The organism is Phyllobacterium zundukense (genome assembly GCF_002764115.1).
In the GTDB taxonomy this organism is placed as follows: Bacteria; Pseudomonadota; Alphaproteobacteria; order Rhizobiales; family Rhizobiaceae; genus Phyllobacterium; species Phyllobacterium zundukense.
In genome coordinates this window covers 2,322,151-2,338,956 of sequence record NZ_CP017940.1, presented here as the reverse complement: position 1 = coordinate 2,338,956, position 16,806 = coordinate 2,322,151, and the positions used below count along the sequence as shown (strand labels likewise).

The 16,806-nt window shown below is 57.6% G+C and carries 18 protein-coding genes; 17 read left to right on the top strand and 1 reads right to left on the bottom strand.

Features of this window, described 5'->3' with window-relative positions:
* Positions 1 to 187 precede the first annotated feature (187 nt).
* The 11 genes from rpoZ (at position 188) to BLM14_RS11760 (ending at position 9,720) form a co-directional block, all read left to right on the top strand.
* Complete coding sequence (gene rpoZ / locus BLM14_RS11810) at positions 188 to 589, top strand: DNA-directed RNA polymerase subunit omega (RefSeq protein ID WP_099999540.1); 402 nt, start codon at positions 188 to 190, stop codon at positions 587 to 589.
* Positions 590 to 745: 156 nt separating this feature from the next.
* Positions 746 to 2,965: a RelA/SpoT family protein gene (locus tag BLM14_RS11805; protein WP_099999539.1), complete on the top strand. Its 2,220-nt coding sequence runs from the start codon at positions 746 to 748 to the stop codon at positions 2,963 to 2,965.
* Between the two features lie 10 nt (positions 2,966 to 2,975).
* Complete coding sequence (gene pyrE, locus BLM14_RS11800; protein ID WP_099999538.1) at positions 2,976 to 3,554, top strand: orotate phosphoribosyltransferase; 579 nt, start codon at positions 2,976 to 2,978, stop codon at positions 3,552 to 3,554.
* Positions 3,555 to 3,634: 80 nt separating this feature from the next.
* A complete protein-coding gene (locus BLM14_RS11795) occupies positions 3,635 to 4,195 on the top strand; it encodes a DUF2062 domain-containing protein (RefSeq protein WP_099999537.1) in 561 nt (186 codons plus the stop codon).
* Positions 4,192 to 4,596, top strand: a complete 405-nt coding sequence (acpS, locus tag BLM14_RS11790) for a holo-ACP synthase (RefSeq protein WP_099999536.1) — start codon at positions 4,192 to 4,194, stop codon at positions 4,594 to 4,596. Before BLM14_RS11795 ends, acpS begins: the two co-directional genes overlap by 4 nt.
* Before the next feature lie 80 nt (positions 4,597 to 4,676).
* Positions 4,677 to 5,459, top strand: coding sequence for a signal peptidase I (lepB, locus tag BLM14_RS11785; protein WP_099999535.1), 783 nt, complete (start codon positions 4,677 to 4,679; stop codon positions 5,457 to 5,459).
* Between the two features lie 7 nt (positions 5,460 to 5,466).
* Positions 5,467 to 6,180: a ribonuclease III gene (gene rnc, locus BLM14_RS11780; RefSeq protein WP_099999534.1), complete on the top strand. Its 714-nt coding sequence runs from the start codon at positions 5,467 to 5,469 to the stop codon at positions 6,178 to 6,180.
* Positions 6,177 to 7,115 carry a GTPase Era gene (era, locus tag BLM14_RS11775; RefSeq protein ID WP_099999533.1) on the top strand — a complete coding sequence of 313 codons (939 nt, stop codon included), beginning with the start codon at positions 6,177 to 6,179 and terminating at the stop codon, positions 7,113 to 7,115. The genes rnc and era overlap by 4 nt, the downstream gene beginning before the upstream one ends.
* A gap of 18 nt (positions 7,116 to 7,133) precedes the next feature.
* On the top strand, positions 7,134 to 7,910 hold the full coding sequence (gene recO, locus BLM14_RS11770) for a DNA repair protein RecO (protein ID WP_099999532.1): 777 nt from the start codon (positions 7,134 to 7,136) through the stop codon (positions 7,908 to 7,910).
* Positions 7,907 to 8,428 (top strand): PaaI family thioesterase, encoded by a 522-nt coding sequence (locus BLM14_RS11765; RefSeq protein ID WP_099999531.1) that lies wholly within the window; start codon positions 7,907 to 7,909, stop codon positions 8,426 to 8,428. Before recO ends, BLM14_RS11765 begins: the two co-directional genes overlap by 4 nt.
* A gap of 113 nt (positions 8,429 to 8,541) precedes the next feature.
* Positions 8,542 to 9,720, top strand: coding sequence for a glycoside hydrolase family 5 protein (locus BLM14_RS11760; RefSeq protein WP_099999530.1), 1,179 nt, complete (start codon positions 8,542 to 8,544; stop codon positions 9,718 to 9,720).
* 5 nt (positions 9,721 to 9,725) lie between these two features.
* On the opposite strand, the gene BLM14_RS11755 is transcribed toward BLM14_RS11760, so the two are convergent.
* Complete coding sequence (locus tag BLM14_RS11755; RefSeq protein ID WP_099999529.1) at positions 9,726 to 10,964, bottom strand: MFS transporter; 1,239 nt, start codon at positions 10,962 to 10,964, stop codon at positions 9,726 to 9,728.
* Positions 10,965 to 11,114: 150 nt separating this feature from the next.
* Between BLM14_RS11755 and BLM14_RS11750 the strand changes: the two genes are divergently transcribed.
* The 6 genes from BLM14_RS11750 (at position 11,115) to panB (ending at position 16,804) form a co-directional block, all read left to right on the top strand.
* Positions 11,115 to 11,348 (top strand): hypothetical protein, encoded by a 234-nt coding sequence (locus tag BLM14_RS11750; RefSeq protein ID WP_133123839.1) that lies wholly within the window; start codon positions 11,115 to 11,117, stop codon positions 11,346 to 11,348.
* Between the two features lie 228 nt (positions 11,349 to 11,576).
* Positions 11,577 to 12,662, top strand: coding sequence for a quinolinate synthase NadA (gene nadA / locus BLM14_RS11745; protein WP_099999527.1), 1,086 nt, complete (start codon positions 11,577 to 11,579; stop codon positions 12,660 to 12,662).
* A gap of 17 nt (positions 12,663 to 12,679) precedes the next feature.
* Complete coding sequence (locus BLM14_RS11740) at positions 12,680 to 14,239, top strand: L-aspartate oxidase (RefSeq protein ID WP_099999526.1); 1,560 nt, start codon at positions 12,680 to 12,682, stop codon at positions 14,237 to 14,239.
* A complete protein-coding gene (nadC, locus tag BLM14_RS11735; protein WP_099999525.1) occupies positions 14,239 to 15,123 on the top strand; it encodes a carboxylating nicotinate-nucleotide diphosphorylase in 885 nt (294 codons plus the stop codon). The genes BLM14_RS11740 and nadC overlap by 1 nt, the downstream gene beginning before the upstream one ends.
* On the top strand, positions 15,120 to 15,965 hold the full coding sequence (gene panC / locus BLM14_RS11730; protein WP_099999524.1) for a pantoate--beta-alanine ligase: 846 nt from the start codon (positions 15,120 to 15,122) through the stop codon (positions 15,963 to 15,965). The genes nadC and panC overlap by 4 nt, the downstream gene beginning before the upstream one ends.
* 23 nt (positions 15,966 to 15,988) lie before the next feature.
* Positions 15,989 to 16,804: a 3-methyl-2-oxobutanoate hydroxymethyltransferase gene (gene panB, locus BLM14_RS11725; protein ID WP_099999523.1), complete on the top strand. Its 816-nt coding sequence runs from the start codon at positions 15,989 to 15,991 to the stop codon at positions 16,802 to 16,804.
* Positions 16,805 to 16,806 lie beyond the last annotated feature (2 nt).

Here is a 16,806-nt window from a genome sequence, read left to right as displayed (position 1 = left end):
AAAGCCAATACCTTCCTTGAAATTTTGTATATGTTTCTGGACAGAAGTGCTCAACATTGCGTGACTTCTGCGGCCAAATCGGTTCAGGGCGTCAAAAAGCGTCGAGCGCTTTTGCTTGTCTTTTATACGCAACCGCGTTATGTCCGCATTAATCCGCTAATTCAGTAAAAAATGAAAGGGGCAGTTCATGGCCCGCGTAACTGTTGAAGATTGCGTTGACAAGGTTGAGAACCGTTTTGAACTGGTTCTGCTTGCCAGTCATCGCGCCCGTCTTATTTCGCAAGGCGCAGCGATTACCATCGATCGCGACAATGACAAGAATCCGGTTGTAGCTCTGCGCGAGATCGCAGAGGAGACCCTGTCTCCCGGTGATCTGAAGGAAGATCTGATCCATTCGCTGCAGAAGCATGTGGAAGTGGATGAGCCGGAAGCAGTCGCAGTACCGCAGGTTACCGCTGGTGACAGCGAGGCGACCGAAGCCGCCGAGATGGATGCTGATGACAATGTCTCCTTCGACTCGATGTCGGAAGAGGAATTGTTGGCCGGTATCGAAGGCCTTGTGGCCCCGGAAAAAAGCGACGACTACTAAGAGGCTGTTTCAAGGTCTCTACATCAAATGTCTTTTGATGCGTCGCAGTCTCTGCGGCGCATTATTTTTGCGTCTTGGTAACGCAATTACCATATAGGCGGCATAACAATTCTATCTTCGACCAAATTCTGTGTGTGACTCCGGAGGCCCCCGTCCATGATGCGTCAGTATGAGCTTGTCGAGCGTGTGCAGCGTTACAAGCCTGACGTTAATGAGGCACTGCTCAACAAAGCCTATGTCTACGCCATGCAGAAACATGGCCACCAAAAGCGCGCATCGGGCGATCCCTATTTCTCGCATCCCCTGGAAGTCGCCGCTATCCTGACAGACATGCATCTGGACGAGGCGACCATCGCCATCGCCTTGCTGCACGATACCATCGAGGACACCTCGGCCACGCGCCAGGAAATCGATACGCTCTTTGGTCCCGATATTGGCAAGCTGGTCGAGGGCCTGACCAAGCTCAAGAAGCTTGATCTCGTGTCGAAGAAGGCCGTTCAGGCAGAAAATCTGCGCAAGCTGCTGCTGGCGATTTCTGACGACGTGCGCGTCCTCCTGGTCAAGCTCGCCGACCGCCTGCACAATATGCGTACGCTCCATCATGTGCCGGAAGACAAGCGCCTGCGCATCTCCGAAGAGACGATGGACATCTATGCGCCGCTCGCCGGCCGCATGGGCATGCAGGACATGCGCGAAGAACTGGAGCAACTCGCCTTCCGCTATATCAATCCCGAAGCCTTCAATGCCGTCACCAACCGGCTGGCGGAATTGATGGAGAAGAACCGGGCGACGCTCAAGCAGATCGAAACCGATCTGTCAAGCCTGTTCGAAAAACACGGCATCAAGGCCAATGTCAAAAGCCGGCAGAAGAAAGCCTGGTCGGTTTTCCGCAAGATGGAAAGCAAGGGGCTTTCGTTTGAACAGCTATCGGACATTTTCGGCTTCCGGGTTGTCGTCGATTCAGTCGCCGATTGCTACAATGCGCTCGGTATCATTCACACTACATGGTCGATGGTCCCCGGTCGTTTCAAAGACTATATCTCGACGCCGAAGCAGAATGACTACCGGTCGATCCATACGACCATCGTCGGTCCGTCGCGCCAGCGCGTCGAGCTGCAGATCCGCACCCGCGAAATGAACGACATTGCCGAATATGGCGTGGCCGCCCATTCGATCTACAAGGATCGCGGCAGCGCACAGAATCCCCATATCATCTCGACCGAAACCAATGCCTATGCATGGTTGCGGCAGACGATCGAGGCGTTGGCTGAGGGAGATAACCCGGAAGAGTTTCTCGAGCATACCAAGCTCGAACTGTTTCAGGACCAGGTCTTCTGCTTCACGCCCAAGGGCCGCCTCATCGCACTGCCGCGCGGCGCAACGCCAATCGACTTCGCTTATGCGGTGCATACCAACATCGGCGACAGCTGCGTGGGCGCCAAGGTCAATGGCCGTATCATGCCGCTGATGACCGAGCTGCATAATGGCGATGAAGTGGAAATCATTCGCTCCAAGGCGCAGACGCCCCCCGCCGCCTGGGAATCGATTGTCGTCACAGGGAAGGCGCGCGCCGCCATTCGCCGCGCCACCCGCATCGCCGTACGCAAGCAGTATTCCGGGCTTGGCATGCAGATCCTGGAGCGGGCTTTCGAACGGGCCGGGAAAGTTTATTCCCGTGACGAACTGAAAAAGGGCCTGCCACGCCTGGCACGGAAAGAACTTGACGATGTTCTGGCGGCGGTTGGCCGTGGTGAATTGCCGTCATCGGATGTGATGAAAGCAGTCTATCCGGAATATCAGGACGCCAAGCCAAAACCCAGCGCCAGCGAGCGCGAGGAAGGCTGGGTGAATTTCCGCAACACGTCAGGCATGATCTTCAAGATGCCAGAGGGTGGGGAAAGCGCGGGTTTTGAGCCCGGCGGACCGAATGCCCTGCCGATCCGCGGCGCGAGCCCCGACATGCCGGTGCACTTCTCTCCGGAGGGGGCAGTACCGGGCGACCGTATCGTCGGCATTCTCCAGCCGGGCGCAGGCATGACGATCTATCCTATCCAGTCTTCGGCGCTGATGGCCTATGACGACCAGCCCGAACGCTGGATCGACGTGCGCTGGGACATCGATGAAAGCCGGCGTGACCGCTTCCCGGCCCGCATCAACATTTCGGCAATCAATGCACCGGGATCCCTGGCGGAGATCGCGCAGATCATCGCCGAGAATGAGACGAATATTCACAATCTTTCGATGGTCCGCACAGCACCGGATTTCACCCAGATGATCGTTGATCTTGAGGTGTGGAACCTAAAACATCTCAATCGGATATTGTCGAAACTTAAAGAAAGCAAATGCGTCAGCGATGCGCAGCGCGTCAACGGATAGAGGGGCGAAGATGAACACAAGTGAAGTTCTGGATGTATTTCGCGAGGCAGGCGCGGTGCTTGAAGGGCACTTTATCCTGACGTCAGGTCTGCGCAGCCCGATCTTCCTGCAAAAGGCGCGTGTTTTCATGCATGCGGACAAGACGGAGCGTGTCTGCCGTGGCCTTGCCGACAAGATCAAGGATGCCGGTCTTGGCCAGATTGATTATGTGGTTGGCCCGGCAATCGGCGGTATCATTCCGGCCTATGAGACATCACGGCACCTTGGCGTGCCTGCGATCTGGGTCGAGCGTGAAAATGGCATATTCAAGCTTCGCCGGTTCGAAATTGCCAAGGGCGCGCGCGTTGTTATCGTTGAAGACATTGTAACGACAGGGCTTTCGATCCGCGAAACGGTCACGTGCCTGCAGGAATTGGGTGCCAATGTACTGGCAGCAGCATGTATCATCGACCGATCTGCAGGAAAAAGCGACGTTGGCGTGCCTTTGATTGCACTGGCGGAATACGAGGTGCCGGCTTATCCTGCTGATCAACTTCCGCCGGAACTTGCCGCAATTCCGCCTGTTAAGCCGGGTAGTCGCAACATCTGATCACATTGGGCATGCCAGAGCAGGATTGACACATTCACCATGCACGAGTGGTGTTTTGGCGTAGAGGGACTTGAATAGAGATGCTTTTCAAACGGCGTAAAGTGCCAGGCTATCGCGAGCGGCTGCGTGTTGCGCTTTGGCCGCGCCGCTCGATCGGCCGCTCATTGCGCTATTTTGGCAAGCGTGTCTTGCGCCTGAGGGCGACGCCGCACGCGATTGCCGCAGGTTTCGCCTGCGGGATTTTTGCCGCGTTCATTCCCATTCTCGGCGTGCACATTGCCGTCGCTCTGGCGATAGCCTGGGTTATTGGCGGAAACATTGCTGCTGCTGTTATCGGCACGACGCTTGGCAACCCCCTGGTTCTGCCTTTCATATGGGCGGCAACCTTGGAAGCAGGGCGTTTTGTTCTGACCGGCCATCTCGCCGGTGACCCTCTGCCGCATCATCTCGGCTCCATGCTCCGGCATCTGGATTTTGCTGTTTTGTGGGAACCGTTGATCAAGCCCATGCTGATTGGCGCTGCCCCGCTTGGCTTTGCCGCCGCGCTGCTCGTCTATTTTCCGGTTCGCTGGGCCGTTGGCAGCTTTCAGAACCGCCGCAGGTCGGGCTTTCGGCTCGAGAAAGTCGCCGAGCCAACATGATCATTGGAATCGGCAGCGATTTGATTGATATCAGGCGCATCGAAAAGACGCTTGAAAGGCATGGCCAGCGTTTCATCGACCGGGTCTATACACCTGTAGAACAAGCGAAATCCGAACGCCGCAAGGAGCGTGCGGCTTCCTACGCCAAGCGCTTCGCTGCGAAGGAAGCTTGCGCCAAGGCGCTCGGCACCGGGTTGTCTCAGGGCGTGTTCTGGCGCGACATGGGTGTGGTCAACCTGCCGAGCGGCGCGCCGACAATGCAACTCACCAATGGTGCGGCGAAGCGCCTGAGCGCGATTGTACCTTCCGGCTACACATCCCGAATCCATCTGACGATCACTGATGATTTTCCCCTTGCACAAGCATTCGTGATTATCGAGGCTTTGAAAATCGAAGAATAGCCGTATTCAAACGGCAATGAGCGCATTGCTCCCCGGGCCCTCAGCGGTTATGAGGGGGCACATTTTTTGTTTTTGGAGATATGAGACACGTGAGCGACAAAGCTGTTGTGAAGAATTCTGGTGGTCTTGGCGAGACGATCAGCGTTATCGTGCAGGCGCTGCTGCTCGCACTGGTTATTCGGACATTGCTGTTTCAGCCCTTCAATATTCCCTCGGGTTCCATGCGGCCAACGCTGCTGGAGGGCGATTATCTCTTTGTCTCCAAGTTCTCCTACGGCTATTCGAAATATTCGATCCCGTTTGCACCGGACCTTTTTTCAGGTCGCATCTGGGCCGGTGAGCCGAAGCGCGGCGATATTGCCGTATTCCGCAAGCCGAATGACACATCGCTGGATTTCATCAAACGCGTGATTGGCCTGCCTGGCGACAAGATTCAGATGCGTGCTGGCGTGCTCTATATCAATGACGTGGCCGTACCGCGCGAGAAGGTCGGTCAGATCGACAATTCGGACGTTACAGAAGTTAACCGCCCGGTCGATGTCTACCGCGAAACTTTGCCGAACGGCATTGCCTATGACACGCTCGACCTGACACCGAATGGCCTTGGCGATGACACGCGGGAATTCGTCGTACCGGCTGGCCATTATTTCATGATGGGTGACAATCGTGACAACTCCAGCGATAGCCGCTTCGACGTTGGCTACGTGCCGCTCGAGAACTTCATCGGTCGCGCTAACATCATTTTCTTCTCGATTGCCGGCAAGGCAAGCCCGCTTGAAATCTGGCGTTGGCCTTCGGAACTGCGGTTCGATCGTCTGCTGCACAGCGTCAACGGTGCTCCTGACTCAGTAAAAAGCAATTGATGAGCCGATGAGCCTGTCCGCCGACGCCGTTCGCAGACTGGAAGAAAAGACGAGGCACACTTTCCGCGATCTCGGCCGTCTGGAACGCGCGCTTACCCATGCAAGCGCACGGCCCTCGGCCGGATCCGATTATGAGCGTCTCGAATTTCTCGGTGACCGCGTGCTCGGACTGGTCATCGCTGAACTCTTGTTTCGAGCCTACCCGACAGCGAGTGAAGGCGAATTGTCATTGCGCCTGAACTCTCTCGTGAACGCCGATACCTGTGCCGCTGTCGCGGACGAAATCGGTCTGCATGAGTTCATCCGCACGGGCTCGGATGTAAAGGGCCTGGCGGACAAACGCCTCAAGAGCCTGCGCGCGGATGTGGTTGAATCGTTGATCGCCACGATTTATCTGGACGGCGGACTGGAAGCGGCGCAACCTTTCATCGAGCGTTACTGGGATGCCCGCTCGCGCGAGATCAATTCGGCGCAGCGCGATCCGAAGACAGAATTGCAGGAATGGGCGCACCAGCAGAATGGCGCGCAGCCTCTATATACCGTTGTCGGCCGCACCGGACCGGACCATGATCCGCAGTTTACGGTGAAGGTCGATGTCAAAGGCTTCGAACCTGCCACAGGTATGGGCCGTTCGAAGCGCATCGCGGAGCAGGAAGCTGCGGTCGCATTGCTTTATCGTGAAGGCGTCCGTCAGAAGGCGCAGGAAGAAGATACGAAATGACTGATCAGGAACAGACACCCGAGGTCGAAACAAAGTCCGATGTTCCAACGCGCTCGGGCTTTATCGCCTTGATTGGTGCGCCGAATGCCGGCAAATCGACCCTGGTCAACCAGTTGGTCGGCAGCAAGGTATCCATCGTCACCCACAAGGTACAGACGACGCGTGCCCTTGTTCGCGGCATCGTCATTCATGAGCAGACGCAGATGGTCCTGGTTGATACCCCCGGTATCTTCAAGCCGAAGCGCCGTCTTGACCGCGCCATGGTGACGACCGCCTGGGGCGGGGCGAAGGACGCCGACCTTATTCTGGTGCTGATCGATGTCGAGCAAGGGATCGATGAGGAGGCGGAAGCTATCCTCGGTAGCCTGCACGAGAAGAAGCGCAAAGTGATCCTCGTTCTCAACAAGGTTGACCGCATCGAAGCGCCGAAGCTTCTGGAATTGGCCCAGAAAGCCAATGAAAAGGTCAATTTCGACAAGACCTTCATGATTTCGGCGCTGAAGGGTTATGGCTGCAAGGATTTGTTGAAGTACCTTGCCGACAATTTGCCGGAAGGGCCTTGGTATTATCCGGAGGACCAGATTTCCGATATGCCCATGCGCATGCTTGCGGCGGAAATCACCCGGGAGAAGCTCTATCTGCGCCTGCACAACGAATTGCCCTATTCCTCGACCATCGAGACGGAAAGCTGGGAAGAAAAGCCGGACGGTTCTGTCCGCATCCAGCAGGTCATCTATGTCGAGCGCGACAGCCAGAAGAAGATCGTGCTCGGCCATGAGGGCCAGGCGATCAAATCCATCGGCCAGGCGGCGCGCAAGGAACTGATGGAAATCCTGGAGCAGAAGGTCCACCTGTTCCTTTTCGTCAAGGTTCGTGACAATTGGGGCAATGATCCCGAGCGTTACCGCGAAATGGGCCTTGAATTCCCGCACTGATAGCGCGACGTTCCATCAATGGAATGGCGAGACGAAGGTATCATCCTTGGAACGAGGCGGCACGGGGAAACCAGCGCCATCCTTGAACTGATGACGCGCGAACACGGCCGTCATCTGGGCCTGGTGCGCGGCGGACGCTCCCGCCGCATGCAGCCGCTGCTCCAGCCTGGCAACCGCATCGACGTGGTCTGGCGCGCGCGCATGGACGAGCATCTCGGCATGATGCAGGTCGAGCCTGTCAGCTTTGCGGCAGCCCGGCTTATCGAACAGCCAGTCGCACTCTATGGGCTGCAGCTTGCAGCCGCGCATCTGCGCCTTCTGCCGGAGCGTGATCCCCATCAAAACCTCTTTGAAATCCTGGCCGTCATTCTTGAGCATTGCGAAGACACGCTGATCGCCGGTGAACTGCTGTTGCGGTTCGAGGTGTTGATGCTGGAAGAGCTGGGGTTCGGCCTTGATCTGAAGCGCTGTGCGGCGACGGGCAGCGATCAGGACCTTGCCTATGTGTCGCCGAAATCGGGGCGCGCAGTCTCGCGTGAGGCCGGGGCGCCGTGGGCTGACAAGCTTCTGGAAATGCCGCCCTTCATGGTCAGTTCAAGCGTGCGCGCTGCGTCGCTCGCCGAAATCATGGCAGCCTTCCGCCTGACCAGTTTCTTCTTCAACCGCCACGTCTGGGAGCCGCGGGCACAAAAGGCGCCGGAAGCGCGTGATGGCTTTCTGAGCGCTGTTTCAAGATCGTTGTCAAATGCACCGGGGCAGGGACGCGTCGTGCAGGAAAGGACTGTTCTTCCATGAGCTTTGATGATGCGACTGCTGCCATCGCGTTTCCGGGCGGCATTGGCCTGCTGCCGCTTGGCGATCTCGCAACCCGCGGCGGTCTCGACATTCTGCAGGCAATGCTGCGCGGAGATTATCCTGCCCCACCAATGGCCAAGACACTCTCCTTTACATTGCACGAGGTCGAGCAGGACCGTGTCGTCTTCAAAGGCCTGCCGAGACCTGAACATCTCAATCCACTGGGCGGGATTCATGGCGGCTGGGTTGCCACTTTGATGGATTCCGCGCTGGCCTGCTGCGTCATGACCACGCTGAAGCCGGGCGAGGCCTATACGACGGCTGAATTCAAGGTAAATCTGGTACGCCCGTTAACTCCGGATACGGGCGTTGTCTTCTGCGAAGGACGGCTCATTCATCGCGGCCGTACGCTGGCGACATCCGAAGCCTTTCTGAAAGACAGGAATGGCAAGCTTCTCGCCCATGGCACCGAAACCTGCGCGATCTTTCCGCTCGAAAGCTTCGTTCGCGGCAAATAACTGCAGTTTCGGTTTTCAATCGAAATTCGCACTGCGCGCTGCGCCGAATTGGACCAAATAACGCCTTACTGTTCAAGCAATCGACAAGCTCTGTAAGAGCGGGGCGATTCCTGATGCGCATTTTGACGGCACTTCTTCTTTCTCTGGGTTTGACATGCGGCGCGCATGCCGCCGATCTCGCCAGTTTCTGGGACACTCCCCAGCATGGCGGCAATAGTTTTAATCGCCTACCGCCCGATCAAGCCTATTTCGACGCACTGAAAAAATATGGCGCAAGCTGGGTACGGCTTTCCTACGATAAATGGAAACCGGCCAAACGCGACTTCCTTATTGGGGATGCAGATCATTATGAGGGCATTCCAACGAGCGATCTTGCGACGCTCAAAGCCACGCTGGATCGTGCCGACAAGGCGGGTCTCAAAGTCGTCATCACACCGCTATCCTTGCCCTCGATGCGCTGGGCTCAGAACAATGGCGGCAAGTTCGATGACCGGCTGTGGCAGGACAAGGCCAGGTGGCAGGATGCCGCCCGCTTCTGGAACGATCTGGCCGCCGCCCTGAAGGATCATCCTTCTATCGTCGCCTACAATCTGATCAATGAAACGGCACCGGAAAAGAAGGGCGGGCTGCAGGAACACGCGAGCACTGCGGACATGCAGTCCTGGTATAAGACGCAGAAAGGCGGCTCGCGCGATTTGCTGGCCTTCTACGACATGGTCATTGCGGAAATCCGCAAGGTGGACGCTGTAACGCCGATCATGGCTGATGCGGGCTGGTATGCGGCGGCGGACGCCTTCACCTATTGGCCGTCGGCCCTTGGCGACAAGAATGTGCTCTACAGCTTTCACATGTATGAACCCTATGACGCGACCAGTGCCCCCAACATGAAACGGGAAAAACCCTATGCCTATCCGGGCGAGGTGCCTTATGCCGGCACAAACGTCGTGTGGAATGCGCAGAAAGTTTCGGAATATCTGGCGGAGCCGGTCAAATGGGCCAAGTCGCATGGGGTGCCGCTCAATCGTCTGGTTGCCGGCGAATTCGGCTGCATGCGCAGGCTCGCCGGGTGCAAGACACATCTCGACGACGTGCTGACGGCGCTTGATAGCAACAAGCTGCACTGGGCCTTCTACAGCTTCCGCGAAGATAGCTGGGACGGCATGGATTACGAACTCGGTGCCGGAAAAGTGCACTGGAAATACTGGGAGGCGATTGACGCCAACGCGCCGGACCCGGCGAAGCGCAATGCTACACCGGAGTTCGAGCCGATCCGCAACCGTCTCCAGCCCTGACGGAGCTATTCCGCAGGCTGGAGAGCAGGGCGATACGCTGCTGTTTCCTGGATCGGCCAATGAACGATGGCCGCGAAGATGCCAAGGACGACGCCAAGCCACCAGACTGGATTGTAGCTGCCAAAATGGTCGTAGAGATAGCCGCCGAGCCAGACCCCGAGGAATGAACCGATCTGGTGCGAGAAAAAGACGATGCCACCGAGCAGGCCGAGGTGGCGTGTGCCGAACATGATGGCGACAAGTGAATTCGTTGGCGGCACTGTCGAGAGCCACATCAGACCCATCAGGATCGAGAAGACGATTACCGAGGTTCCTGTCTGCGGCAACAGCAGGAAGGCGGTGACCAATACGGATCGGCCAAGATAGAGATAGGCAAGGAATTTCGGCTTGGAGTAGCGTTGGCTGATGACGCCAGACGCCAGGGAGCCGATGATATTGAAGAAGCCGATCAGGGCCAAAGCAAGCACCGCATAGGTCGCATCGATGCCGATATCGCCGATATAGGCAGGAAAATGCGCGGTGATAAAAGCCACCTGGAAACCGCAGACGAAGAAGCCGGTCGTCAGCAACAGGTAGCTCTTGTGCCCGAAGGCTTCCCTCAGGGCTTCGCCAATCGACTGTTTGTATTGCGTTTCACTGACCCTGCCGCTGGAAGAATTGCCCCGGAGCGGTATGGCAAGAATCGGGATGATCAGCATGGCAATCCCGAGATAGACCAAGCCGTCAGACCAGCCAAATCGATCGATCAGTCCCTGGCTGATAGGTGCAAAAACGAACATCCCGGCTGAACCGGCGGCGGTGCCGATACCGAAAACGAAGGTTCGGTTGGCCGCGGAAACATTGCGGGCAAAGGCCGACAGGATGATGCCGAAGGAGCCTGATGCAACGCCAAGTCCCACCAGCACGCCGCCACCCAGATAGAGCAAGCCTGGCGAAGTGGCCCACGCCATTAACAAAAGACCACCGCAATAGAGGATCGCTGAAATGAACAGCACACGCCAAGTGCCAAACTTGTCGGCGATCGCGCCGAAGAAGGGCTGTCCTGCTCCCCAGCAGAGATTCTGCAGCGCCATTGCCATGCCGAAGGTCGTGCGATCCCAGCCTTTCTCGGCGAGCAGCGGTAGCTGGAAGAAGCCCATGGCAGAGCGCGGACCAAACGTCATCAGCGCAATAAGGCAACCGGCGATGATAATCAGCCACGGTATACCAGTTTGCTTGACGGCTGTTGTTTGGCTCTGCGACATGGCTTTCCCTTTTTTCTGAGAACGCAGGTTTAGCTCATTTACCATCCCAATCAATTGAATTGAGTTGATTGGTACTTAAATGAGTTTGATGAGTACAAGCACCGGGATGTTGCGCGCCAGCGCCGATGCAGAGAATGAAGGATCGATTATATGCGACTATTACTGCCTATTTTGGCGCTGGGTGCTATTGCTCTCAGCGGTTGCGCGAACTCGGGCAATGTCAGCCCGCTGGTCTTCTGCGACCGGCCGAGTGATTTCGGCGCCAAGGTTTTCACCGATTGCACCCCTCGCGTCGGCGGTGATAGCCCCTACAGGAACGAGCGGGACAGCCGCCGCTATGGTGATGACCGCAAGATTATCATTGGCGGCGTTTATGGCGGCTGAGCCGGGAGATCAATCTGAAAGGAAGGCCGCTGGTTCCGGTGGCCTTTCCTTTTCCCGTTGATTGCCCCTTGAAGCCATCTAAATATTCCCCTATGTAGATCGTGACGGCCCTGCCGTTTTTCTTTTGATCATAAATATGCTCAAAGTGAGTATAAATGATCTTCGGCAAGCAACCGGCCAGGGAAGGGCCAAGGTTGATCCGTGAAGAGTGTCCAGGAGGAATTGGATATGACCAGCACCCGCCCGACCAGTGACCGCATTGCCAATGATCGCAATGAGGGGCAAACCGCAGCGGATCGTTTTGGTATTCTTGAAATGCCGGATCTTTCATATACGCCCGAGGTCGCGGCGGAGACCGAGAATCTCTACCAGCGTGTCGCCCATCATATCCCGCGCATCGAATGGCCTGTCTACGCGCCCTATGTGGCAGCAATCAACCGGCTGAAAAAGCAGCGCAATGCGGTTATCCTCGCGCACAACTACCAGACACCGGAGATTTTTCACTGCGTCGCCGACATCGTCGGCGATTCCCTGCAGCTCGCCAAGGAAGCCACCAAGGTCGATGCCGACATCATCGTTCAGTGCGGCGTCCACTTTATGGCGGAGACATCGAAGCTGCTCAATCCGCAGAAGACGGTTTTGATTCCGGACATGAGGGCAGGCTGTTCGCTCGCCGAGTCGATCACTGGGGCCGACGTGCGTCTGCTCCGCGAAACCTATCCGGGCGTGCCGATCGTCACCTATGTGAACACTTCCGCAGAAGTGAAGGCGGAAAGCGATATTTGCTGCACGTCGGCCAATGCGGTTCAGGTGGTCGAGAGCTTCGGCGTCGATCGTGTATTGTGCATTCCTGATGAATTCCTTGCCCAGAATGTTGCCGCACAGACCAAGGTCAAGATTCTCACCTGGAAGGGCCATTGCGAAGTGCATGAGCGCTTTACCGCCGACGAATTGCTTGCGTACAGGGCGGCCGATCCGGATATCCAGATTATTGCCCATCCGGAATGCCCGCCGGAAGTCGTTGCCATCGCTGATTTCACCGGTTCCACGAGCGGTATGATCAATTATGTGAAGGACCACCGTCCGGCCAAGGTCCTTCTGGTGACCGAATGCTCGATGGCTTCCAATATCGAATCGGAAGTGCCGGATGTGAAATTCATCAAACCGTGCAATCTCTGCCCGCATATGAAACGCATCACCTTGCCGAACATTCTCGAGAGCCTCGTCTATATGCGCGAGGAGATCCATGTCGACCCGTTGGTTGGCGAACGCGCGCGGCTTGCCGTTGAACGCATGGTCAATCTGAAGAATTGACACGGGAGGCGATGTCCATGTCCACCCAATCCGAACCCGTCATCATCATTGGTGGCGGTCTTGCTGGACTTTTCTGCGCCCTGAAACTCGCTCCACGGCCTGTCACGGTGCTTGCAGCTGCGCCGATCGGACGCGGTGCCTCCTCTGCCTGGGCGCAGGCAGGTATCGCCGCTGCCGTATCGGAAGGCGATACGATGGAAAAGCACGTGGCCGACACGGTCGCAGCGGGCGATGGCATCGTCGATGAAGGTATTGCCCGCCTGATGGCCGGGGAGGCTGCTTCCCGCGTCCACGATCTTCTCGGCTACGGCGTTCCCTTCGACCGCGATCTGGAGGGCCGCCTCCAGGTTTCGCGTGAAGCGGCGCACTCGGAAAGCCGCATCGTTCGCGTTCGCGGCGACATGGCCGGCCGCGCCATCATGCAGGCACTGGTCAAGACGGTCGAGGACACGCCGTCCATCCGGGTGATGGAGGGATATGTCGTCGAAGACATCATGACCGAAAAGGGCGCGGTGACTGGCGTCATCGCGCGAACCGAAGCGGGACGCGGCAGCCAGGTCAAACTGGCATCGCGAACAGTCGTCATAGCCACAGGTGGCATCGGCCATCTCTATGCTGTGACCACGAATCCGTCGGAAGCGCGCGGTGAGGGGATTGGCATGGCGGCTCGTGCCGGCGCAATGATGGCCGACATGGAATTCGTGCAGTTTCATCCGACGGCTTTGGACGTCAACAAGGACCCAGCACCACTGGCAACTGAAGCCCTGCGCGGGCATGGCGCAACGCTGATCAATCGCGCGGGCGAACGTTTCATGCTGAAGATCGATCCCGACGCAGAACTCGCACCGCGCGATGTCGTGGCACGTGGCATCTATGCCGAGGTCATGAGCGGGCGCGGCGCCTGGCTCGATTGCACCAAGGCCGTGGGCGCGACGTTTGCCGAAGAATTCCCCACCGTCTACAAATATTGCCGCGATGCCGGCATCGATCCCGTCATCGAACCCATCCCCGTTGTCCCCGCCGCACATTATTTCATGGGCGGAATCCTGACGGACAAGGACGGACGCACGTCGATCGATGGCCTTTGGGCCTGCGGTGAATGCACATCGACAGGCGCACATGGCGCCAACAGGCTGGCGTCGAATTCGCTGCTCGAAGCGGTGGTGTTTTCTGCCCGCATCGCCGCCAAGATTGGCAAGGGTAACGCGAAACACGCGGAAGACTGGTCTAAGGGCTCAGTCGACAGGGACGATCTGGTTGCCGAGGCCGATACGGCCGCGATGACCAGGCTGCGTAAGACGATGAGCGCCAGTTTTGGCGTCATCCGTGATCGCAAAGGTATGCTGGAAGGGCTGAAGGTCATCCTCGAATTGCAAAAAACCAATCGCGACGCGGCTTTCCGCAATGTGCTGGCGACCGCAAAAATGGTCGCTGTCAGCGCTTTGCGTCGCGAGGAAAGCCGTGGAGGCCATTTCCGCACGGACTTTCCCGAGAAGCGGCCCGAATGGCGGCACAGGACATTTTTGACCCTGGCCGATGCCGAAACCGCAGTGGACGAGATAATGGAGCTGGCTTGATGGCGTACACACCTGAGGGCGCACAAAAGGCCTTTCCTCCATCCTTGCCACAACTGCTGATCGACGATGCTGTGCGTGCCGCCTTGCTCGAAGATCTCGGCCGGGCAGGGGATATCACGACCAACGCAACTTTGCCGGAAGATGCCGTCGCTACGGCGGTTCTCTCCAGCCGCGAAACGGGTACGATCTGCGGCATGGGTTTTGCGCGGACAGCTTTTGCGCTCATCGAGCCTTCGCTGAAGTTCACCGCTCTGGTGAAAGACGGCGCGCGGGTCAAGACGGGCGATGGTATTGCGCGGATCGAAGGCAATGCGCGCGCCATTCTGTCTGCCGAACGGGTCGCTTTGAATTTCCTCATGCATTTGAGCGGCATCGCCAGCTATACGGCGAAATTCGCGGATCTGATCGCCCATACCAATGCCAAGGTCTGCGACACCCGCAAGACCATTCCTGGACTTCGCGCCTTCGCCAAATATGCGGTGAAATGCGGCGGCGGTTCCAACCATCGTTTCGGCCTCGACGATGCCATCCTGATCAAGGACAATCATATTGCTGTCGCTGGCGGCGTGGCAAAAGCCATTCTCGCGGCGCGTGCCTATGCCGGCCATCTGGTCAAGATCGAGGTGGAAGTGGATGGGATCAAGCAGTTCGAGGAAGCGTTGTCAGTCCATGCGGATGTGATTCTTCTTGATAATATGGGGCCGGAACTGCTTGAAAAGGCGGTGAAAATCAATGCTGGCCGCGCCAAACTCGAAGCATCGGGCGGCATTGCCTTTGACACGATCAAAGCGATCGCGGAAACCGGCGTCGACTACATTTCGACATCGAAGATCACCATGGCAGCGCCAACGCTGGATATCGGACTGGACATTGAAATCGCATGAAGGTCATCACCACCATTGCTGAACTGCGCGCCGCCCTCAAAGCTGAGCGGCTTAAAGGCAAATCCATCGGTCTCGTGCCGACCATGGGTTATCTGCACATAGGCCATATGGAACTGGTCCGCCGGTCGAAAAGCGTCAGCGCCATCACCGTGGTCTCAATCTTCGTCAACCCGACGCAGTTCGGGCCGAACGAGGACCTTTCAACCTATCCGCGCGACATGGAAGGCGACCTCGCCAAGCTCAAGGCCGAGGGTGTCGATTATGTCTTCACACCGGAAGTCGCCGAAATCTACCGGCCCGGCGCCAATACGATCGTCGACAATCCGGTCTTGTCGCGCGTATTGATTGGCAAGATCCGTCCCGGCCATTTTCGTGGCGTCACGACTGTCGTTACCAAACTGTTCAATATCGTGCAGCCGGACCATGCATTTTTCGGTGAGAAGGACTATCAGCAGCTGACGATCATCCGCCGCATGGTGGCCGATCTCGATATGCCGATTGAAATCACCGGTGTTGCGACGGTACGCGAGCCCGACGGCGTCGCCTGCTCGTCGCGCAATGCCATGTTGACGCCTGCCGATCGCAAGGCTGCTGTCGTTCTGGCGAAATCTCTGGCTCAGGCGGAGCGAATGGTTGCGAAGGGCCAACGCTCTGTCTCGGCCATTCGCCATGCGGTTCGCGCGGTTCTGGAAACCGAGAAGCGCGGCGAGATTGAGTCAGTTGACATTCGCGATGCTCAGACGCTCGACCCGGTTTCGGGAAAATTCAAACAGCCAGTCGTCATTCTCTTGACCGTGCGCTTCGGCAAGGTACGCCTGATCGACCAGCGGGTCGTAGGTTGAACAGGGCGAGGGAGGGAAGAACCATGAGCCAGGAAGTCATTACTCGCCGGATCACTGCGCCGGAAATCCGTGGGCGCAAGGGCGGCGAACCGATCGTTGCGCTGACCTCCTACCATGCCAATACCGCCCGTATCGTCGACAACCATGCAGACATCCTGCTCGTCGGCGACAGTCTCGGCATGGTCCTTTATGCCATGGATTCAACGCTCGGCGTGTCGCTCGATCTGATGATCGCCCATGGCCGCGCGGTGGTTCGCGGCTCGAAACGGGCGATGGTTGTCGTCGATATGCCCTTCGGTTCCTACGAGGAAAGTCCGGCAATGGCCTTCCGCAATGCTGCCCGTGTCATGCAGGAAACCGGCTGCGGCGCGATCAAGCTCGAGGGTGGCGTGCGCATGGCCGATACCATCCGCTTTTTGACGGAACGCGGTATTCCGGTGATGGCCCATATCGGGCTGACCCCGCAATCGATCAACACGCTCGGCGGCTTCAAGACGCAAGGTCGCGACACGGCGTTGTGGCCGCTCATCAAGGCCGATGCGCAGGCCGTGAGCGCGGCGGGCGCCTTTTCCGTTGTGCTTGAAGGCATTGTCGAACCGCTCGCTGCGGAGATTTCCCGCGAAATCGCCATTCCGACCATCGGCATTGGCGGGTCGAAGGAATGCGATGGCCAGATCCTCGTCCTTGAAGACATGCTCGGCTACAACCCGAAGCCGCCCAAATTCGTCAAGGTCTATGGTGCCGTCGGCACCGCCATTGACGAGGCAGTCAAAGCCTACGCCGACGATGTGCGCTCGCGGGCCTTCCCCGGTGACGAAAACGTTTATCCGCTGAAATAAAA